The organism is uncultured Stenotrophomonas sp. (assembly GCF_945952405.1).
Lineage (GTDB): Bacteria > Pseudomonadota > Gammaproteobacteria > Xanthomonadales > Xanthomonadaceae > Stenotrophomonas.
This window is the reverse complement of the sequence record NZ_CAMFIA010000005.1, coordinates 242,231-261,268: the sequence shown is the minus strand read 5'-3', so window position 1 is coordinate 261,268 and position 19,038 is coordinate 242,231. Positions and strand designations below refer to the sequence as shown.

Annotated in this window: 16 protein-coding genes; 11 read left to right on the top strand and 5 right to left on the bottom strand. The window is 69.1% G+C overall.

All coding sequences use genetic code 11. The features are described 5' to 3' along the window. Positions 1-107 precede the first annotated feature (107 nt). Genes Q0P60_RS07720 through Q0P60_RS07695 form a run of 6 tightly spaced genes read left to right on the top strand, consistent with a single transcriptional unit; the run spans position 108 to position 8,040 of the window. Positions 108-200 (top strand): potassium-transporting ATPase subunit F, encoded by a 93-nt coding sequence (locus Q0P60_RS07720; RefSeq protein WP_005407770.1) that lies wholly within the window; start codon positions 108-110, stop codon positions 198-200. 12 nt (positions 201-212) lie between these two features. Then, on the top strand, positions 213-1,919 hold the full coding sequence (gene kdpA / locus Q0P60_RS07715; protein WP_294990579.1) for a potassium-transporting ATPase subunit KdpA: 1,707 nt from the start codon (positions 213-215) through the stop codon (positions 1,917-1,919). Positions 1,920-1,929: 10 nt separating this feature from the next. Further along, positions 1,930-3,987 (top strand): potassium-transporting ATPase subunit KdpB, encoded by a 2,058-nt coding sequence (gene kdpB, locus Q0P60_RS07710; protein ID WP_294990576.1) that lies wholly within the window; start codon positions 1,930-1,932, stop codon positions 3,985-3,987. Next, positions 3,984-4,634, top strand: a complete 651-nt coding sequence (gene kdpC, locus Q0P60_RS07705) for a potassium-transporting ATPase subunit KdpC (protein WP_294990574.1) — start codon at positions 3,984-3,986, stop codon at positions 4,632-4,634. The genes kdpB and kdpC overlap by 4 nt, the downstream gene beginning before the upstream one ends. Positions 4,635-4,685: 51 nt before the next feature. Then, positions 4,686-7,346 (top strand): sensor histidine kinase KdpD, encoded by a 2,661-nt coding sequence (locus Q0P60_RS07700; protein WP_294990571.1) that lies wholly within the window; start codon positions 4,686-4,688, stop codon positions 7,344-7,346. Further along, positions 7,327-8,040: a response regulator transcription factor gene (locus tag Q0P60_RS07695; protein ID WP_053448563.1), complete on the top strand. Its 714-nt coding sequence runs from the start codon at positions 7,327-7,329 to the stop codon at positions 8,038-8,040. Before Q0P60_RS07700 ends, Q0P60_RS07695 begins: the two co-directional genes overlap by 20 nt. Before the next feature lie 105 nt (positions 8,041-8,145). Here Q0P60_RS07695 and Q0P60_RS07690 read toward each other — a convergent pair whose 3' ends face one another. Genes Q0P60_RS07690 through coaBC form a run of 3 tightly spaced genes read right to left on the bottom strand, consistent with a single transcriptional unit; the run spans position 8,146 to position 12,239 of the window. Beyond that, on the bottom strand, positions 8,146-10,494 hold the full coding sequence (locus Q0P60_RS07690) for a phosphomannomutase/phosphoglucomutase (protein WP_294990565.1): 2,349 nt from the start codon (positions 10,492-10,494) through the stop codon (positions 8,146-8,148). A gap of 12 nt (positions 10,495-10,506) precedes the next feature. Then, positions 10,507-10,980 (bottom strand): dUTP diphosphatase, encoded by a 474-nt coding sequence (dut, locus tag Q0P60_RS07685; RefSeq protein ID WP_294990562.1) that lies wholly within the window; start codon positions 10,978-10,980, stop codon positions 10,507-10,509. Continuing rightward, positions 10,977-12,239, bottom strand: a complete 1,263-nt coding sequence (gene coaBC, locus Q0P60_RS07680; protein WP_294990559.1) for a bifunctional phosphopantothenoylcysteine decarboxylase/phosphopantothenate--cysteine ligase CoaBC — start codon at positions 12,237-12,239, stop codon at positions 10,977-10,979. The genes dut and coaBC overlap by 4 nt, the downstream gene beginning before the upstream one ends. Positions 12,240-12,467: 228 nt before the next feature. On the opposite strand from coaBC, the gene Q0P60_RS07675 reads away from it, so the two are divergent. From Q0P60_RS07675 to Q0P60_RS07660, 4 genes are all read left to right on the top strand, one after another. Next, the gene (locus tag Q0P60_RS07675) at positions 12,468-13,094 is read left to right on the top strand and encodes a response regulator transcription factor (RefSeq protein ID WP_294990556.1); all 627 of its coding nucleotides are present in this window, start codon (positions 12,468-12,470) and stop codon (positions 13,092-13,094) included. Positions 13,095-13,164: 70 nt separating this feature from the next. Further along, positions 13,165-13,869, top strand: a complete 705-nt coding sequence (gene radC / locus Q0P60_RS07670; RefSeq protein WP_294990554.1) for a DNA repair protein RadC — start codon at positions 13,165-13,167, stop codon at positions 13,867-13,869. Between the two features lie 113 nt (positions 13,870-13,982). Continuing rightward, positions 13,983-15,677, top strand: coding sequence for an arginine--tRNA ligase (gene argS, locus Q0P60_RS07665; protein WP_294990551.1), 1,695 nt, complete (start codon positions 13,983-13,985; stop codon positions 15,675-15,677). Between the two features lie 21 nt (positions 15,678-15,698). Next, positions 15,699-16,613: an SPOR domain-containing protein gene (locus tag Q0P60_RS07660; protein ID WP_294990548.1), complete on the top strand. Its 915-nt coding sequence runs from the start codon at positions 15,699-15,701 to the stop codon at positions 16,611-16,613. 98 nt (positions 16,614-16,711) lie between these two features. Here Q0P60_RS07660 and Q0P60_RS07655 read toward each other — a convergent pair whose 3' ends face one another. Continuing rightward, positions 16,712-17,464, bottom strand: coding sequence for an SDR family NAD(P)-dependent oxidoreductase (locus Q0P60_RS07655; RefSeq protein WP_294990545.1), 753 nt, complete (start codon positions 17,462-17,464; stop codon positions 16,712-16,714). 169 nt (positions 17,465-17,633) lie between these two features. On the opposite strand from Q0P60_RS07655, the gene Q0P60_RS07650 reads away from it, so the two are divergent. Beyond that, positions 17,634-18,101, top strand: a complete 468-nt coding sequence (locus Q0P60_RS07650; protein ID WP_294990542.1) for a DUF1456 family protein — start codon at positions 17,634-17,636, stop codon at positions 18,099-18,101. Here the strand turns inward: Q0P60_RS07650 and Q0P60_RS07645 are convergent. Continuing rightward, positions 18,070-18,957 (bottom strand): LysR substrate-binding domain-containing protein, encoded by an 888-nt coding sequence (locus Q0P60_RS07645; RefSeq protein ID WP_294990539.1) that lies wholly within the window; start codon positions 18,955-18,957, stop codon positions 18,070-18,072. The two genes, Q0P60_RS07650 and Q0P60_RS07645, sit on opposite strands and share 32 nt — an antisense overlap. Between the last annotated feature and the right edge of the window lie 81 nt (positions 18,958-19,038).

The following is a 19,038-nucleotide window of genomic DNA, read 5'->3' as shown; positions in this document are numbered from 1 at the left end:
TTATGCACTCTTTACGCGTCGGCCCGGTCCGGCGCGTAGTGCGTTTATGGGCGGCAGGACGACGATGACGGCCTGAGGTGGAGGGGTTCCACCAGGACGCTATTGCAATGTCCCCCTGGCTGTCGTTGTTGTGTGGCGTGCTGGTGCTGGTCGCCGCCGCTTATCTTCTCTATGTCGTGCTGCGGCCCGAGTCGTTCTGAGCGGAGCCTGCCATGACCGAGATGCTTGTCATTATTGCCGCCAGCCTGCTGCTGGCGTGGCCGTTGGGCCTGTACCTGGCGCGCGTGATGCGTGGTGCGCCGATGAAGGTGGACATCCTGTTCCACTGGATCGAGAAGCCGTTGTACAGGGTGTTCGGCGTCGATCCATCGCGCTCGATGTCCTGGCGCGGCTATGTGCTGGCCTTCGTGCTGAGCAACGTGGTGGTCGCGGTGCTGACCCAGGCGGTGTTCATGACCCAGGCCTGGCTGCCACTGAATCCGGACCAGATCCCGAACATGCGCTGGGATACCGCGCTGCACACGATGATCTCGTTCCTGACCAACACCAACCAGCAGCACTACTCCGGCCAGGCGCAGCTGTCCTATCTCTCGCAGATGACCGGCATCACCGGCCTGCAGGTGGTGACGCCGATGATGGGCCTGGCGTTGGCCGTGGCCACGCTGCGGGCGCTGTTCGCGCGGGCACCGCAGGCGGCGGCCGCCGTTGCTGGCGATGACCGCCAGGTGGCGGTGGGCAACTATTACGTGGATGTGGTGCGCCTGTGCGTGCGCTTCCTGTTGCCGCTGTGCCTGGTCTGGACGCTGCTGCTGACCAGCCAGGGCGTGCCGTCGACGATGGCGGGCGGTCCGCAGGCCACGCCGATCGACGCCAGCGCCGGCATGGCCACCCAGAAACTGCCGCTGGGCCCGGTCGCAGCGATGGTCGCAGCCAAGCAGCTGGGCGCCAACGGTGGCGGCTGGTATGGCCCGAACAGCAGCTTCCCGCTGGAGAACCCGACGCCGCTGTCGAACGCGCTGGAGATCGTCGGCATCCTGCTGGTGCCGATGGCGGTGATCTTCATGATCGGTGCATTCACCGGCCGCCGCCGCTTCGGCGCACTGGTGTTCAGCTGCATGCTGGGCATGTCGCTGCTTTCCACCGGCGCGATGATGTGGAGCGAAGGTCACAGCGCCAGCGCCGCCACGCCATTGCTGATGGAAGGCAAGGAGGTCCGCTTCGGCGCCGATGGCACCGCACTGTGGGCGGCGGTCACCACCCAGGTCTCCAACGGCTCGGTGAACGGCATGCACGATTCGCTGGCACCGCTGAGCGGTGGCATCGCGATGGTCAACATGCTGGTCAGTGCGATCTGGGGCGGCATCGGCTGCGGCCTGCAGCAGTTCATCGTGTACCTGCTGCTGGGCGTGTTCCTGGCCGGGCTGATGACCGGGCGTACGCCGGAACTGTTCGGGCGCAAGCTGGAGACGCCGCAGGTACGCCTGCTGGCCCTGCTGGTACTGCTGCAGCCGATCACCCTGCTGGTGTTCACCGCGATCACCCTGGCGGTGCCCGGCCTGGCCGGCACCTCCAACCCAGGCTTCCATGGCATCAGCCAGGTGTTCTACGAGTACGTCTCGGCCTATGCCAACAACGGTTCGGGCTTTGAAGGCCTGGGTGACGCCACGCTGTGGTGGAACCTGAGCTGCTCGCTGGTGCTGCTGCTCGGCCGCTTCCCGCTGCTGGTGATTCCGCTGGTGGTGGCTGCGCAGCTGGCCGCCAAGCGCCAGGCGCCGGAGTCTGCCGGCAGCCTGCAGATCGAAACCCCGACCTTCGCCCTGACCCTGGTCTCGGTGATCGTCATCCTGACCGTGCTGCAGTTCATGCCGGCGCTGGTTCTCGGCCCGATCGCCGACCACCTGAGCCTGGGACTGCACTGAGGACACCCCCATGAGTAGTCATGCAAGTTCAACCCGTAGTACCCATGCCCCGCGCCCTGCCCTGCTCGATGGCGCCGGCCTGCGCCGTGCGCTGATCGAAGCGGTGCGCAAGCTGTCGCCGATGCACCTGGTGCGCAGCCCGGTGATGGCGGTGGTGATGGCCGGCACGATCGTGGCCGCGATCGTCACCCTGACCGGCAATGCGCCGCTGGGCTTCGGCCTGGCGGTGACCGCGATCCTGCTGGTGACCGTGCTGTTCGGCAATTTCGCCGAGGCCGTGGCCGAAGCGCGTGGCCGTGGCCAGGCTGCGTCGCTGCGGCGTGCCCGCCAGGACCTGGTGGCGCGCCGGCTGTCCGCTCCGCAGCCGGGCGCGGCTGAAGCCCAGGTGCCGGCCGCCGAACTGCGTCCGGGCGACCACGTGATCGTCAGTGCCGGTGAACTGGTGCCGGCCGATGGCGAGATCGTGCAGGGCCTGGCCACCATCAACGAAGCGGCGGTGACCGGCGAATCGGCACCGGTGCTGCGCGAGGCCGGCACCGACCGGTCCGGCGTGATCGGCGGTACCAAGGTGCTGTCCGACCAGATCATCGTGCGCGTCACCGCCGAGCCGGGGCACAGCTTCCTGGACCGGATGATCGCGCTGGTGGAAGGCGCCAACCGGCAGAAGACCCCGAACGAGGTCGCGCTGACCCTGCTGCTGGCGGCGATGACGCTGACCTTCCTGGTGGTGGTGGCGACGCTGCCGGCGATCGGCGCCGCGGTCGGCGTCAAGGTCGACCCGCTGCTGCTGATCGCGCTGCTGGTCTGCCTGATCCCGACCACCATCGGCGGCCTGCTGCCGGCCATCGGCATCGCCGGCATGAACCGTGCACTGGCCGCCAACGTGCTGGCCAAGTCGGGCAAGGCGGTGGAAGTGGCCGGTGACGTCGACGTGCTGCTGCTGGACAAGACCGGCACCATCACCTACGGCGACCGCCAGGCCAGCCACTTCCACCCGTTGGCCGGTATCGACGCCAGCCAGCTGCGCGAAGCCGCCCTGCTGTCGTCGCTGGCCGACCCGACCCCGGAAGGCAAGTCGATCGTGCGCCTGGCGCGCGAGCAGGGGTGCGCCACCGCCGAACCGGAACATGCCGAGTACCTGGCCTTCAGCGCGCAGACCCGCATGTCCGGTGTCGACCTGGAGCATGGACGGCAGATCCGCAAGGGCGCGCTGGATGCGATCCGCAACCACGTGCAGGCCCTCGGTGGCACCGTGCCGGTTGAACTGGGCGGCCGCGTCGAGCAGGTCGCACGCAATGGCGCCACCCCGCTGGTGGTGGCCGAGGGTCGCCACGTGCTGGGCGTGATCGAGCTGTCGGACGTGGTCAAGCACGGCATGCGCGAGAAGTTCGCGCAGCTGCGCGCCATGGGCATCCGCACGGTGATGATCACCGGCGACAACCCGCTGACCGCCGCTGCCATCGCTGCCGAGGCGGGCGTCGACGACTACATCGCCGAGGCCCGCCCGGAAGACAAGCTGGCGCGCATCCGCCAGGAACAGGCCGGTGGCCGCCTGGTCGCGATGGTCGGCGACGGCACCAACGATGCCCCGGCACTGGCCCAGGCCGACATCGGCCTGGCGATGAACTCGGGCACCCAGGCAGCGAAGGAGGCCGGCAACATGGTCGATCTCGATTCGGACCCGGCCAAGCTGCTGGCGGTGGTGGAAGTGGGCAAGCAGCAGCTGATCACCCGCGGCGCACTGACCACCTTCTCGCTGGCCAACGACGTGTCCAAGTACTTCGCGATCCTGCCGGCGCTGTTTGCCGCAGCCGTTCCGACCATGGCCGCACTGAACGTGATGCAGCTGTCGAGCCCGCGCAACGCGGTGCTGGCGGCGCTGATCTTCAATGCCCTGGTGATTCCCGCCCTGATCCCGCTCGCCCTGCGTGGCGTGCGCTTCCGCCCGGCCACCGCCACCGCGCTGCTGCGCCGGAACATGCTGGTGTACGGCCTCGGCGGCGTGCTGCTGCCGTTCGCGGCGATCAAGGCCATCGACCTCCTTCTTGTCCTGGTATTCGGCGCATGAACCGTTCTGCTTCCACCTCCACCTCCGTTCCGCACGACGCCAAGGCCGAGACCCGCGTGGCCAACCTGCAGGACGGTGCCAGCTGGCGCCCGGCGATCGGCCTGGGCCTGGCCACCCTGCTGCTTGCCGGCGCGGTCTACGCCGGCATCGCCACCGGTTTTGCCGGCCTGGCGTTCCCGACCCAGGCCGAAGGCAGCCTGCTGCGCGATGGCAGCGGCCAGGTGCGCGGCTCGGCGTGGTTGTCGCAGCCGTTCAGCGGCGACGGCTACTTCCAGGCACGGCCGTCGGCGGCCAACTACGACCCGATGGCCGCAGCGGGCTCCAACCTGGCGCGCAGCAACCCGGCCCTGGCCGAGCGGGTTGCCGCCAGCACCGCGGCGGTGGCCGCACGCGAAGGCGTCGCCCCGGCGCAGGTGCCGGCGGACCTGGTCACCCAGTCCGCGGGCGGACTCGATCCGCAGCTGTCGCCGGCCGCGGCCGCGCTGCAGGTGGCACGCGTGGCACGCGCCCGTGGCCTGCCGCTCGAACGCGTGCAGGCGCTGGTGCAGGCCAATACCGAAGGACGCCAGTGGGGCGTGTTCGGCCAGCCGCGGGTGAACGTGGTGAAGCTCAACTTCGCGCTGGACCATGCGGCCAAGGCGCCGTGATGCGGGCATGCACCGGCTGCGCGCACAATGGCGGCCATGACAGCGGCCCCCATGACTGATGCGCGTACCCGCCAGGCCGATGCCCTGGTTGAAGGCCTGCAACGCGAAGCCGGCGGCAAGCTGACCGTGTTCCTGGGTGCGGCACCGGGCGTAGGCAAGACCTACACCATGCTGACCCGCGCACAGGAACAGCTGCGGCGTGGGGTCGACCTGGTGGTGGGCCTGGTCGAGACCCACGGCCGCGCCGACACCCAGGCGCTGCTGGAAGGCCTGCCGCAGCTGCCGCTGAAGGACGTGGCCTACCACGGCCATGCCCTGCAGGAGATGGACCTGGATGCCGTGCTTGCACGGCATCCGGCGCTGGTGCTGGTCGACGAGCTGGCCCACCGCAACGCGCCGGGCAGCCGCCACGAACGACGCTGGCAGGATGTGATGGAACTGCTGGACGCCGGCATCGACGTCTGGACCACGGTCAACATCCAGCACCTGGAAAGCCTCAACGATGTGGTCATGCGCATCACCGGCGTGCGCGTCAGCGAAACCGTTCCGGACGGCGTGCTCGACCGCCTGCATGACATCGTGCTGGTCGACCTGCCGCCGCGCGAACTGATCGCGCGCCTGCAGCAGGGCAAGGTCTATGTGCCGGAACAGGCCGCGCAGGCCCTGCAGGCCTTCTTCTCGCCGGCCAACCTGACCGCCCTGCGCGAACTGGCAATGCAGGAGGCCGCCGACCGCGTCGACAGCAGCCTGCGCGAAACCCGTGCCGCGCGTGGCGAGGGCAACCTGCCGCTGCGCCGCGGCGTGCTGGTGGCCATCGATGGTGGCGGCCAGAGCGAGTACCTGGTACGCGTGGCGCGGCGCATTGCCGAACGCCGCGACGCACCGTGGACCGTGGTAACCGTGCAGGGCCGGCGCCAGGACGAGGCGACCCGGCGCGAGATCGATGCCGCCTTCGCACTGGCGCGCCGCCTGGGCGGTGACGCCGAACTGCTGCATGGCTCGAGCATCGCCGATGCCCTGCTCGACCACGCCGCCCACAACGGCGTATCGACCCTGGTCCTGGGCCGGACCCGCGAGCGACCGCTGGCGCGGATGTTCAACCGCACCCTGACCCAGCAGCTGATCCAGCGCGGCGCGCACTACGAGATCACCATCATCAGCACCCCGCAGGCCCGTGCACGTTCGCGCCGCGAGGGCCTGCTGCCCCCCATGCGCGGCATCAGCCATGAGCCCGTGCAGGCCCTGATCGCCACCGCGCTGGCCTGCGCCGTGGCATGGCTGGCCGAACGCTGGGTCGGCATGGCCGACCTGTCGATGGTGTTCATCGTGGCGGTGGTGCTGGTGGCCGCGCGCACCCGCGCCAGCGTGGCGGTCATGGCCGCGATCCTGTGCTTCCTTGCCTACAATTTCCTGTTCATCGCCCCCCGCTTCACCTTTGCGATCGGTGCGCGCCAGGGCGTGATCACCGTGTTCCTGTTCCTGGCCGCCGCGCTGGTGGCCGGCCGCCTGGCATCACGCCTGCGCATGCAGGTGATCGCGCTGCGCGCGGCCAACCGCCACGCGCGCGCGCGCCAGCAGCTGGGCCGGCAGCTGGCCAGTGCCGCCGGCCACGGCGAAGTGGCGCAGGCTGGACGACAGGCACTGGAGCAGGCGATGGATGTGCCCGCGTGGTTGCGGATCGGCACCGATACCGCCGCCGGTGGCCGCAGCCAGCCCGGCGACACCGACCTGGCCGCCGCCGACTGGGCACTGCGCCACGGCCAGCCCAGTGGACGCTTCACCGATACCCTCGCGGGTGCACAGTGGTGGTTCCTGCCACTGCTGGATGGCGAGGACCACGCGATCGGCGTGGCCGGCCTGTACCTGCCCGGCGCGCAGGCACGGCTGCTGCCCGAGCAGCGCCAGCTGGCCGAAGCCATGGTCGATGACATCGCACAGGCCGCGCTGCGTACGCGGCTGGTGGCCGAGCTGGAGCAGGCACATGTCAGCAACGAGACCGAGCGCCTGCGCTCGGCCCTGCTTTCTTCGGTGTCGCATGACCTGCGCTCGCCGCTGGCGGCGATGATCGGTTCGGCCGACAGCCTGGCCAGCTATGGCGCGGCGATGGATACCGCCGATCGGCGTGCCCTGCTGGACACCATCCTGGTCGAGGGCGAGCGGCTGGACCGCTATATCCAGAACCTGCTGGACATGACCCGGCTCGGCCACGAAGGGCTGAAGATCAACCGCGATTGGATCGGCGTGGACGAGCTGATCGGGTCGGCGGCACGGCGCCTGCAGCGCTACCAGCCCAAGGTCCGCCTGGAACTGGATATTCCCTCCACGTTGGCGCCGATCTGGGTGCATCCGGCGCTGGTCGAACAGGCCGTGTTCAACGTGATGGAGAACGCGGCCAAGTTCTCGCCGCCCGAGGCCGCCGTGCAGGTGCAGGCACGCGAGCTGGACGGCCAGCTGCGCATCGACGTGATCGATGCCGGTCCCGGCATCCCCGATGACGAGCGTGCGCGCATCTTCGACATGTTCTACAGCGTCGAGCGCGGCGACCGCGGCCGCCACGGCACCGGCCTGGGCCTGACCATCTGCCAGGGCATGATCGGCGCGCACGGCGGCAGCGTGCAGGCGCTGCCCGGACGCGACGGTCGCGGTACCCTGATCCGCATCACCCTGCCCCTGCTCAAGCCAGCCTCCCACGATGAGCCCGACCCCGATTGATGCCAGCGTGCCGGCCGCGCGCGTGCTGGTGATCGACGATGAAACCCAGATCCGCCGGTTCCTGGACATCAGCCTGCGCGCGCAGGGCTACCAGGTACGCCAGGCCGCCACCGGCCAGGAGGGCCTGCAGCTGGCGGCCAGCGAAGACATGGACCTGGTGATCCTGGACATCGGCCTGCCGGACATGGAAGGCCACGAGGTGCTGGAGCAGCTGCGCCAGTGGAGCCAGGTGCCGGTGATCATGCTGACCGTGCGTGCCGGCGAGGCCGAGAAGGTGCGGGCACTGGATACCGGCGCCAACGACTACGTGACCAAGCCGTTCGGCACCCAGGAACTGATGGCGCGGGTGCGGGCGCTGCTGCGTACCCGCAGCGTGCCCAGCGATGGCACGCCGCCGGTGTTCGATGACGGCCACCTGCACGTGGACCTGGTACGCCGGGAAGTCGCGCTGGACGGCGAGCCGGTGGCGTTGACCCGCAAGGAATACGCGCTGCTGTCACTGCTGCTGCGCAATGCCGGCCGGGTGGTGACCCAGCCGCAGATCCTGCAGGAGATCTGGGGGCCGACCCACCAGCAGGACACCCATTACCTGCGCATCCTGGTTGGCAAGCTGCGGCACAAGCTGGGCGATTCGGCGCTGGATTCGCGCTACCTGTTCACCGAACCGGGCGTGGGACTGCGGTTCAAGGGGTGAGGTGTGCCGACCAACGGTCGGCACCCACCACAATGCATACTGTTGCTGATGTTGCCGGCCAGCGGCCGGCACTACCGCAGGTGCCGGGCGCAGCCCGGCCTCACCTCAGAATCCCAGCGGGGTGTCGCCCAGCACCGGTTGCAGCTGGCTGCGGAACAACGCCTGGATACGCTCCAGCGCTGCCTCGTCGTTGCCTTCGAAACGCAGCACCAGCACCGGCGTGGTGTTGGAGGCGCGCACCAGGCCCCAGCCATCGGGGAAGTCCACGCGCAGGCCATCGATGGTCGACAGCCGGCCGCCCACGTACGGGTTGTCCGGCGACTGCGCCGCTGCCACCAGCATGGCCACCAGTGCGTGCGGCGTACCTTCGGACACCGCTACCTTCAGTTCCGGCGTGGCCACCATGTCCGGCAGCTCGGCCAGCACTTCATCCGGGGTTTCCTCGCGCTGGGCCAGGATCTCCAGCAGGCGCGCCGCTGCATACAGGCCATCGTCGAAGCCGAACCAGCGTTCCTTGAAGAAGAAGTGGCCGCTCATCTCGCCGGCCAGCTCGGCGTCGGTTTCGCGCATCTTCGCCTTCATCAGCGAATGACCGGTCTTCCACATCAGCGGACTGCCACCGTTACGCAGCACGTGGTCGGACAGCTTGCCGGTGCACTTCACATCGTAGATCACCATCGCGCCGGGGTTGCGCATCAGCACATCGGCAGCGAACAGCATCAGCAGGCGGTCGGCATAGATGATCTTGCCTTCGCCGGTGACCACGCCCAGCCGGTCGCCATCGCCATCGAAGGCAACACCGAGGTCGGCACCAAAGCGCTTGACCGTCTGCACCAGGTCTTCCAGGTTCGCCGGTTCGCTGGGATCGGGATGATGGTTGGGGAAGCTGCCGTCCACATCGCAGTACAGCGGGATGACTTCGGCGCCGATCGCTTCCAGCAGCTGCGGGGCGAGTGCGCCGGCGACGCCGTTGCCGGCATCGGCCACGACCTTCAACGGCCGGTCCAGCTGCACGTCATCGGCGATGCGCTGGATGTAGTCGGCCGCCACCTCGCGCTGCTGGTAGTCGCCAGGTTCGGCCGCCTGCACCAGGCGGCCCTCGACGATGCGCTGGTGGAGATCGGTGATGGCATCGCCGGACAGCGTCTCGCCGCCGATCACCACCTTGAAGCCGTTGTACTCGGGTGGATTGTGGCTGCCGGTGACGGCCACGCAGGTGCCGGTGCGCAGATGGAACGCGGCGTAGTACACCAGCGGCGTCGGCGCCAGCCCGATGTCGATCACCGCACAGCCGGCGCGGCGCAGGCCTTCGGCCAGCCCTGCGGCCAGTTCCGGCCCGGACAGGCGGCCATCGCGGCCGATCACCACTTCGCGGAGGCCCTGCTCCAGCGCCACGGTGCCGATCGCCTGGCCGATCAGCGCGGCGGTCCTGGCGGTCAGTTCGCTGCCGACAACGCCACGGATGTCATAGGCGCGGAAGATACCGGCGGCCAGTTCCTCGGCCGGCACCGGCGGCGGCGGCGGCGGCGGCGCGACGTCATCGCTGGCGGCAGCGGCCAGCGGTGGCGGCGCCCTCTGCAGGGTCTCGCTCAGGGTCGGGCCGTGGTCGGCTTCCGCTGCGGCGGCACGGCGCGGCAGCGGCAGGGTCTTCGGCAGACGGCCGCGTCCCACCACCAGCAGCACGGCAATGAAGGCCAGCAGCAGCGCAACGATGGCGCTGGCCAGCGCACCGAGGCCGAGCGGGCCGGGCTCGACGTTGGGCACCGCCGCCACCAGCCGCAGCGGCGTGCCCGGAACCGGCCGGGCCAGCGCTTCGGCACTCTCGGCCAGGCTGGCATCGCCCTGGGCGACAAGATCATGTGCGCCCTGGCGCAGGGCGAGGAAGCCAGTGGACGGCGCACTCACCTGGTCGAGCGGAGAGGTCAGCCGCAACAACGGCTGGCGCACGTAAAGTACGGCCGGGCCAAGGCTGCCCAACTGTACCGGCGCCGCCAGCCCCAGGCGGTTGCCACCGCCATCGCGGACCACGCGCAGCCCGGGCCGGGCCTCGGCCAGCGCTTCTTCCAGCAGGGCCAACCGGGCATAGCCGAAGGCTGCCGGGTCGGCATAGGCACTGGCCAGATCGGCAGCCAGCACGTCAACCTGCTCAACGCCGGTCCAGCTCTCGCGCACGGCCAACGCCGCCGCTGCGGCATCACCGGCCTGCAGCGCCTGCTGCACGCGTTCATTCTTCAGCTGCTGCTGCAGCTGCTTCAACTGGCCGGCCGCCGCATCCTGCAGGCCCTGCACGGCCTGGTCACGCGCTTCTTCCAGCGCCTGGCCATTGGCCTCCTGGCGCCATTGCTGCACCGCGCTCCATCCGAACCAGCCGGCCAGCAGGACCAGCAGCCCGCCCAGTAGTGGCGCGCTGCGTCCCAACGACCGTCCCCGCTGTCCTTCCCCGATGCCGCTCATCGATGTCCCCCGTCAACGCACCCCGGTATGGCCGAATCCACCCGTTCCGCGCACGCTGTCGGTGAAAGTATCCACCACCTGCAGGCTGACGCGGGCGATCGGTACCACCACCAGCTGCGCGATGCGATCGCCCGGCTCGATGGTGAAGGCCTCGCGGCCACGGTTCCAGACGCTGATCAGCAGCGGCCCCTGGTAATCGGCGTCGATCAGGCCGGTGCCATTGCCGAGCACGATGCCGTGGCGGTGGCCCAGCCCCGAACGCGGCAGGATCACTGCGCACAGGTTCGGATCGGCAATGTGGATGGCCAGCCCGCTGGGAACCAGCGCGGTGTCACCCGGCTGCAGGGTCAGCGCGGTATCCAGCGCGGCGCGCAGGTCCATGCCGGCACTGGCTTCGGTGGCATAGGCCGGCAACGGCCAGCTGTCGCCGAAGCGGGGATCCAGCAGCTTGACCTGCAGCGGTTGGGACGTGGATGGGTGGGTCATGCCTGGAGTCTCCGCGCGATCAGCGCCAGCAGTTGTTCGGCCAGCTCGCGCTTGGAGGTGGCCGGGAATACCTGTTCACCGTCCTGCCAGAAGGCAGTGGCGGCATTGTTGTCGCTTTCGAAGCCGCCGCCGCTGATGCCGACCTGGTTGGCGATCACCAGGTCCAGGCGCTTGTCGACCAGCTTGCCACGCGCATATTTCTCCACATCGTGGGTCTCGGCGGCGAAACCGACCACCAGCTTCAGCGACTGCGTCTGCGCGGCGACTTCGGCAAGGATGTCCGGCGTGCGCACCAGCTCGATCACCAGCGACTGGCTGTCGGCGGTCTTCTTCAGCTTCTGCGCGGCCACCTGGCGCGGCGTGTAGTCGGAGACCGCCGCGGCACCGATATAGATGTCGGCCGGCAGCGACTTCAGCACGGCCTCGCGCATCTGCGCGGCCGAGCGCACATCGACGCGCTGCACGCCGGGCGGCGTCGGCAGCTGCACCGGACCGCTGACCAGCACCACCTGCGCGCCCATCGTCGCGGCGGCGGCGGCCAGGGCAAATCCCATCTTGCCGCTGCTGCGGTTGCCGACATAGCGCACCGGGTCGATGTCTTCATAGGTCGGGCCCGCGCTGATCAGCAGGCGCAGGCCCTGCAGCGCGCGGGTTTCCGGCGCGGCAACCGCTGCTGCCGGGCTGCCGTTGGCCGCAAGCGCGGCGACGATGTCGCCGGGTTCGGCCAGGCGGCCGGGGCCGGATTCGCCTTCGGCCAGCGGGCCATCGACCGGACCGATCACCTGCGCGCCGCGCTGGCGCAGCAGGGCGATGTTGGCCTGGGTGGCCGGATGCAGCCACATGCGGTGGTTCATCGCCGGGCAGAGGGTCAGTGGCGCGGTGCTGGCCAGGCACAGGGTGCTGACCAGATCATCGGCATGGCCCTGGGCCAGCCGGGCCAGCAGATCGGCGGTACCCGGCGCGACCACGATGCGGTCGGCCCAACGCGCCAGTTCGATGTGGCCCATGGCCTGTTCGGCGGCGCTGTCCCACAGCGTGGTGCGGGTTGGCTGCCCGGACAGGGCCTGGAAGCTGAGCGGAGTGACGAACTGCTGGGCACCGGCGGTCATCGCCACCTGCACCTGGGCACCGGCGTCGCGCAGGCGCCGCACCAGTTCCAGAGCCTTGTAGGCCGCGATCCCGCCTCCGACGCACAACAGCAGTTTCTGACCTTCCAGCGCGCGGGCCGGCGCGGGGGAAGCGTTGGGGGAGTCAGCCACCTGGAATTCCTGTGCAAACGAGGGCGTTAGCTTACCCGATGGCCAGTAATGTCCCGGTGCACGGTGCACATAGCCGGCAGCTATCAGCAGATGGAGTCGGTCCGGGTTGACCGGAGTTCACCCGGCATCGGTTTCGGACCATTCCTATACCGCGACCGCCCAGGCCTTTGCAGAATCGAACGTTGTCCGCTGCCTGCAGCCCTTCATCCACGCTCCGAGGAACCCCCTTTGCACCCACGCATCATCATCGCCGATGACCATCCTGTCGTCGTGCACGGTATCCACACCGTGCTGCAAACCCATCCGCTGCAGATCGTCGCCAATGCCGGCGACGGCGCCGAGCTGCTGCAACTGCTGGAGCGTCTTGAGTGCGACGCAGTACTGACCGATCTGGCAATGCCGGGCCCCGGCCCGGAAGGGGCGGAACTGATCGGCACGCTGCATGCCCGCCATCCCGGCCTGCCAGTGGTGGTGCTGACCAGCGCCCGCAATCCCGGCCTGCTCGACGGCCTGTTGCGCAGCGGCATCCGTGGTCTGGTCGACAAAAGCGCCGACTTCAACGATCTGCCGCAGGCACTGAACGCGGCGCTGTCCGGACAGCTGTTCATATCCGAGAGGCTGCGCCGCCGCCTGCAGGCCCGCGACCTGATGTTTGCGCGCACACCGCCGCCCCTTTCCACGCGCGAACAGGAAGTGCTGGACCTGCTGGCGGCCGGCCTGAGCGTGAATGCCATCGCCGGACAGTGTGGGCGCAGCCCGAAGACGATCAGCCGGCAGAAGGGCGAGGCCAAGCGCAAGCTGGGCCTGCGCAACAACCAGGAACTGTTCGACTACCTGCAGACCCGGCGCAACTGAGGCATCGGCTGACCCGGGCCTGCGGCAAGCGCCGATGGGAGGCGCCCGCGCAGGCAGCGATGATGCAGGTATGCCCATCCACGACTGGCCCGAGCAGGAACGTCCCCGCGAGAAGCTGATCGCGCGCGGGGCAGCGGCCCTGTCCGACGCCGAGCTGCTGGCCCTGTTCCTCGGCTCGGGCGTCGGCGGCCGCGATGCCGTGCAGACCGCGCGCGACCTGTTGCAGGCACACGGCCCGCTGCGGGTACTGCTCGACCGTTCCGCCGGTGAACTGGCCCGCCTGCCCGGGCTCGGCCCGGCGCGCAGCTGCACCCTGGCCGCCGGCCTGGAGCTGGCGCACCGCTACCTGGCCGCCGAGCTGGAACACGGCGAGGCGGTCGGCAGCAACCCGGCCGCGGTCGGCCGCTACCTGCAGCATCGCCTGCGTGGCCAGGCCAGGGAGATCTTCATGGCCCTGTTCCTGGACAACCGCCACCGCCTGATCGCCTGTGAAGAGCTGTTCCACGGCACCATCAACGCCGCCCCGGTCTACCCGCGCGAGGTGGTCCGGCGCGCCCTGCTGCACAACGCAGCGGCGGTGATCCTCAGCCACAACCACCCCTCGGGTGACCCCGAACCCTCCGGCGCCGATACCCGCATCACCGATGAACTGCAGCAGGCGCTGGCACTGGTGGATGTGCGCCTGCTGGACCACTTCGTGGTCGGCGAGGGCCGTCCCGTTTCGTTTGCTGAACGGGGCCTGCTGGCCCAGCCGCAACCGCGCCTGTTCGGCTGAGCGCCCGCCCACCAAGGGGCGTCGGCTGCCCCACAGGCATGTTCTGGTCAGCGTGGTCGCTGGTATCTGCGCTAAAATGGGCGATTCCGCCGCTCATTCTCACAGCAGGCCTCGTGAAAAATCTCCTCCGCGCCCTGATCAGCCAAGGCATCGAAGCCTTGCGCGCCAATGGCACCCTGCCCGCCGACTCCCTGCCGCCGGACTTCGTGGTCGAGCGCCCGAAGACCCGTGACCACGGCGACTTCGCCACCAACGCCGCGATGCTGCTGGCCAAGGCCGCGCGCAGCAATCCGCGCGCACTGGCACAGGCGCTGGTCGAGGCGTTGCCGCGCAGCGAGGATGTCAGCAAGGTCGAGATCGCCGGCCCCGGCTTCATCAACTTCCACCTGGCCCCGGCCGCGTACCAGCGCGAAGCCGCATCGGTCATCAAGGAAGGCCACGACTACGGCCGCAACCTGTCCGGCAATGGCCGCACCGTGGGTGTGGAGTACGTGTCGGCCAACCCGACCGGCCCGCTGCATGTCGGCCATGGCCGCGCCGCGGCGATCGGCGACTGCGTGGCACGCGTGCTCGATGCCAACGGCTGGAACGCCAAGCGCGAGTTCTACTACAACGATGCCGGCGTGCAGATCGAGAATCTGGCGCTGTCGGTGCAGGCCCGCGTGAAGGGCATCGCCCCGGACCAGGATGGCTGGCCGGAAGGCGGCTACCGCGGTGAATACATCGCCGACGTCGCCCGCGCCTACATGGCCGGCGCCAGCGTCGACCTGGAAGGCACCCTCGTGGTTGGCGCCAAGGACCCGCAGGACATGCAGGCGATCCGTCGCTTCGCCGTGGCCTACCTGCGCAACGAGCAGAACCTGGACCTGGCCGCGTTCGGCGTCGACTTCGACATCTACTTCCTGGAAAGCTCGCTGTACGCCGACGGCAAGGTTGCCGAAGCCGTGGCCAAGCTGCAGGCCTCGGGCCACACCTACGAGGAAGGTGGTGCACTGTGGCTGCGCAGCACCGACTTCGGTGACGACAAGGACCGCGTGATGCGCAAGTCCGACGGCACCTTCACCTACTTCGTGCCGGACGTGGCCTACCACCTGTCCAAGTGGCAGCGCGGCTACGAACGCGCGATCACCGAGCTGGGCGCCGACCACCACGGCTCGCTGGCGCGCGTGCGCGCCGGCCTGCAGGCGATGGAAGTAGGCATCCCGCAGGGCTGGCCGGAATACGTGCTGCACCAGATGGTCACCGTCATGCGCGGCGGCGAGGAAGTGAAGCTGTCCAAGCGTGCCGGCAGCTACTTCACCCTGCGTGACCTGATCGAGGAAGCCGGCCGCGATGCCACCCGCTGGTTCCTGATCGCGCGCAAGCCCGATTCGCAGCTGACCTTCGACATCGACCTGGCCCGCCAGCAGAGCAACGACAACCCGGTGTTCTACGTGCAGTACGCGCACGCCCGCGTCTGCAGCATGCTGCGCATTGCCACCGAGAAGGGCATCAGCCATTCGATGAGTGCCGGCCTGGCAGGCCTGTCGATGCTGGACGACGACGACTCGTTGATCCTGATGAACGAAATGTCGCGTTACCCGGAAGCGGTCGAATCCGCGGGCAACCTGCTGGAACCGCATCTGATCGCGCAGTACCTGCGTGAATTGGCGCACGCCTTCCACACGTGGTATCAGAGCAAGAAGATTCTTGATCTGGACCTGGACCCGACCGAACGTGATGCACGCCTGACCCTGGCCTGCGCAGCACGCCAGGTACTGGCCAACGGCCTCGACCTCCTGGGCGTCAGCGCCCCGGAAAAAATGTAAGCATCAGGAGACGCAGTACTCATGGCAGCACGACGCGGCAAAAGCCAGGCACGACGCAACAGCGGCAGCCAGGGCACACCCGGATGGGTGTGGCTGGTGGCCGGTGTGGCGATTGCTGCCGTGGTGTTCCTGGCGGCGCCGAACCTGTTCAAGGGCGAAGGTGACGGCTTCCTGCGCGCCGGTCCGCAGCCCAACCCGAACGCGCAGCCGGCCCCGGTCGCTGATGCCGACAGCGATGTCGGCACCCAGCCGGCCGCGCAGCCGGCCACGCCGAAGCCGGCCGAACCGGAAAAGCCCGCCGCCACCCAGTACGACTTCTACACCCTGCTGCCGGGCAAGGAAGTGGAGATGTCCGACGCCGAGCTGGCCGCCAGCGCGCGCGCCGAAGACCAGCGCCGGGCCAAGGCCGAGGCGCAACGCGCACAGGCCGCGCTGGAAGGCAAGCCGGTGCCGCCGGCGACGGCGACTACGCCCGCTCCGGCAGTGGCCAGCACCGCCAGCGTGTCCAGCACCGCGCAGGTGACCGCCAGCAGCCGACCGCTGCCGGCACCGCTGAGTGAACGTCCGGCGGCGGCAACGCCAGCGGCGGCCACGGCACCGGCCTCGACCAGCAGCACCGCTGCGGCTCCGGCACCGCGCACGGAAACCGCAGCCGCCGCTGCCAGCACCGCTCCGGCGGCTGCCGCGCCGGCTGCCGCCGACAACGCCCGCTACATCCTGCAGGCCGGCGCCTTCGGTGCCTCCGGCGATGCCGAAGCGACCAAGGCCAAGCTGGCGATGATGGGCCTGGCGGCACGCGTGGAGTCAGCGCAGATCAACGGCAAGACCGTGTACCGCGTGCGCATGGGGCCGTATGGCAGTGCCGGCGAACTGTCCGAAGCCAAGCAGAAGCTGGATGGTACCGGCCTGCAGGCGATGGCGATCAAGGCCCAGTGAGCCTTCGGGCCTGAACAGGAAAAGCCGGGCATTGCCCGGCTTTTTTTTGGCCCCTATAGCGCCGAGCCCACGCTCGGCGCCAGGCAACGCGCTGGCCGTCAGCCTTCGCGGGCAACCTGGAACCCTGCGAACGACTGGCTGACCGGCATCAGTTCCAGCCGATTGATGTTCAGGTGCGGCGGCAGGCTGGCCACCCAGAAGATCTGTTCGGCGATGTCTTCGGCCGTCATCGGGTTGGCGCCGCTGTACAGCTTGTCCGAGGCATTCTGGTCGCCGTGGGTACGGACCACGGTGAACTCGGTTTCGGCCATGCCCGGCTCGATCGTGGTCACGCGCACGCCGGTGCCGTGCAGGTCCGAACGCAGGCCCAGCGAGAACTGGCTGACGAAGGCCTTGGTGCCCCCGTAGGCGTTGCCGCCCGGATACGGATAGACACCGGCCACCGACGAGATATTGATGATCGCCCCCTTGCGCTCGACCAGCTGCGGCAGCAGGCGGTGGGTCAAGGTCACCAGTGCGGTGATGTTGGTATCGATCATCGTGGTCCAGTCGGACAGCTTGGCGCTCTGCGCCGGCGCGGTTCCCTGCGCCAGGCCCGCGTTGTTGACCAGCAGATCGATCTCGCCGAAGGCCGGCGGTAGCGCCAGCAGGGCCGCTTCCATCGCCACCGGATCGCGGATGTCGAAGGCCGCGGCATGCACGACGTCCTTGCCATAGCGATCGACCAACGGCTGCAGGCGCTCACCGCGGCGGCCGGTGGCGATCACCTTCCAGCCCGCCTGGGCGAAGCGGTGGACGGCGGCGGCGCCGAAGCCGGAGGTGGCGCCGGTAATCAGGACAGTGCGGGTCATCAGGCAACTCCAGAGGGAAAAACCAGACCCCCATTCTGGCACTGACGGCTGCTGCCGGTGTTGCTGGATCGGCCCGCTCCGGGTCAGATCCCGTTGCTCCGCAAAGGGATCTGACCCCAGCGGCGAAGGGATCCGGCCCCGGCCGATGGGGTGACCGGTACAATGGGCCATGATCAACAATGATGTCCTGCGCAGCGTGCGCTACTCCCTGGACCTGGGCGACCACCATGTGGTGACCCTGTGCCAGATGGCCGACCCGGCCTTCGCCGTGGATACCGAGCAGGTAAAAGCCTGGCTGCGTCGCGAGGACGAAGCCGGCTTCGAGGCGATGAGCGATGGCGCGCTGGCGCACTTCCTCGATGGCCTGATCGTGCACCTGCGTGGCCGCGATGAAAGCCAGCCGCAGCGTGCGGTGGAAACCCGCATCGACAACAACCTGGTGCTGAAGAAGCTGCGCGTGGCCTTCCAGTTGCGCGACGTCGACCTGATGGAGATCTTCGCCAGCGCCGGTTTCAACGTGTCCAAGTCCGAAGTCGGCGCGCTGTTCCGCCAGCCCGGCCACGCCAACTACCGGCGCTGCCTGGACCAGATGCTGCGCAACTTCCTCAAGGGGCTGAGCCTGCGCCTGCGCGGCTGAGCACGGCTTCGACGAACGCCCGCGCCGCCGGGGTCGGCAGCCGCTGCCAGACCAGGTGCACGCGCCGGGTCGGGGTCGGTTGCAGCGGAATCTGCACCACGCCCTCGAACCCATCGGCGATCAGCGCTGGCACGATACCGACCGCCAGCCCATGGCGGACGAAGCGCTCGACCAGCTCCATCAGGTTGACCTCGAAGCGCACCGCATGCGGCAGGCCGGCGGCGGCGAACGCCTCATCGGTCTGCCGGCGTGCACCGGTCCCGCGCGGGAAATCGACCAGCGCCTCGTCCCGCAGTGCGGCCAGCGGCAACCGCTTGCGCCCGGCCAGCCGGTGCGACGGCGCCAGCACCGCCACCAGGTCTTCCTCCTGCAGCATCTGGTGGCAGACGCCATCCAGCGCTGCCGAAGGTGCCAGCCCGACCAGGGCAACATCCAGCTCGCGCGACTGCACCTGCGCGATCAAGGCCTCGCTCTTCTCCACCCGCAGCTGGAATTCCACCTGCGGGTGCGCCTGCTGGAAGGCCGCCAGCATCGCCACCACGTCGATATCGGTGAGCGAGGAAATCTGCCCGATCGCCAGCTGGCCGCGGACTTCGCCGCTGACCGCGGCCACCTCGGCACGCAGGTGGCGCAGGCTGGCCAGCACCTGGCGCGCGTGCACCAGCAGCACCTCGCCCGCAGCGGTGGCGCGGACCCTGCGTGGCAGGCGCTCGAACAGCGGCGTGCCCAGTTCCTGCTCCAGGTAGGCGATCTGGTGGCTGAGCGCGGACTGCACCACGTGGCAGCGCTCGGCGGCGCGGGTGAAGTTGCCCTCCTCGGCCAGGGCGACGGCGAACTCGAGCTGCTTGAGATTCACGCAACCATCTCATTTCCAGATGACAGGGATGATGATGATTCATTTCCATCATGCCTGCAGCAGGCGGACACTGTACACCCC

Excerpts from the sequence above, each read along its gene's own strand:
- Q0P60_RS07720 (WP_005407770.1), top strand. The coding sequence starts at position 108 with ATGTCCCCCTGGCTGTCGTTGTTGTGTGGCGTGCTGGTGCTGGTCGCC.
- kdpA (WP_294990579.1), top strand. The coding sequence starts at position 213 with ATGACCGAGATGCTTGTCATTATTGCCGCCAGCCTGCTGCTGGCGTGG.
- kdpB (WP_294990576.1), top strand. The coding sequence starts at position 1,930 with ATGAGTAGTCATGCAAGTTCAACCCGTAGTACCCATGCCCCGCGCCCT.
- kdpC (WP_294990574.1), top strand. The coding sequence starts at position 3,984 with ATGAACCGTTCTGCTTCCACCTCCACCTCCGTTCCGCACGACGCCAAG.
- Q0P60_RS07700 (WP_294990571.1), top strand. The coding sequence starts at position 4,686 with ATGACTGATGCGCGTACCCGCCAGGCCGATGCCCTGGTTGAAGGCCTG.
- Q0P60_RS07695 (WP_053448563.1), top strand. The coding sequence starts at position 7,327 with ATGAGCCCGACCCCGATTGATGCCAGCGTGCCGGCCGCGCGCGTGCTG.
- Q0P60_RS07690 (WP_294990565.1), bottom strand. The coding sequence starts at position 10,494 with ATGAGCGGCATCGGGGAAGGACAGCGGGGACGGTCGTTGGGACGCAGC.
- dut (WP_294990562.1), bottom strand. The coding sequence starts at position 10,980 with ATGACCCACCCATCCACGTCCCAACCGCTGCAGGTCAAGCTGCTGGAT.
- radC (WP_294990554.1), top strand. The coding sequence starts at position 13,165 with ATGCCCATCCACGACTGGCCCGAGCAGGAACGTCCCCGCGAGAAGCTG.
- Q0P60_RS07660 (WP_294990548.1), top strand. The coding sequence starts at position 15,699 with ATGGCAGCACGACGCGGCAAAAGCCAGGCACGACGCAACAGCGGCAGC.
- Q0P60_RS07655 (WP_294990545.1), bottom strand. The coding sequence starts at position 17,464 with ATGACCCGCACTGTCCTGATTACCGGCGCCACCTCCGGCTTCGGCGCC.
- Q0P60_RS07650 (WP_294990542.1), top strand. The coding sequence starts at position 17,634 with ATGATCAACAATGATGTCCTGCGCAGCGTGCGCTACTCCCTGGACCTG.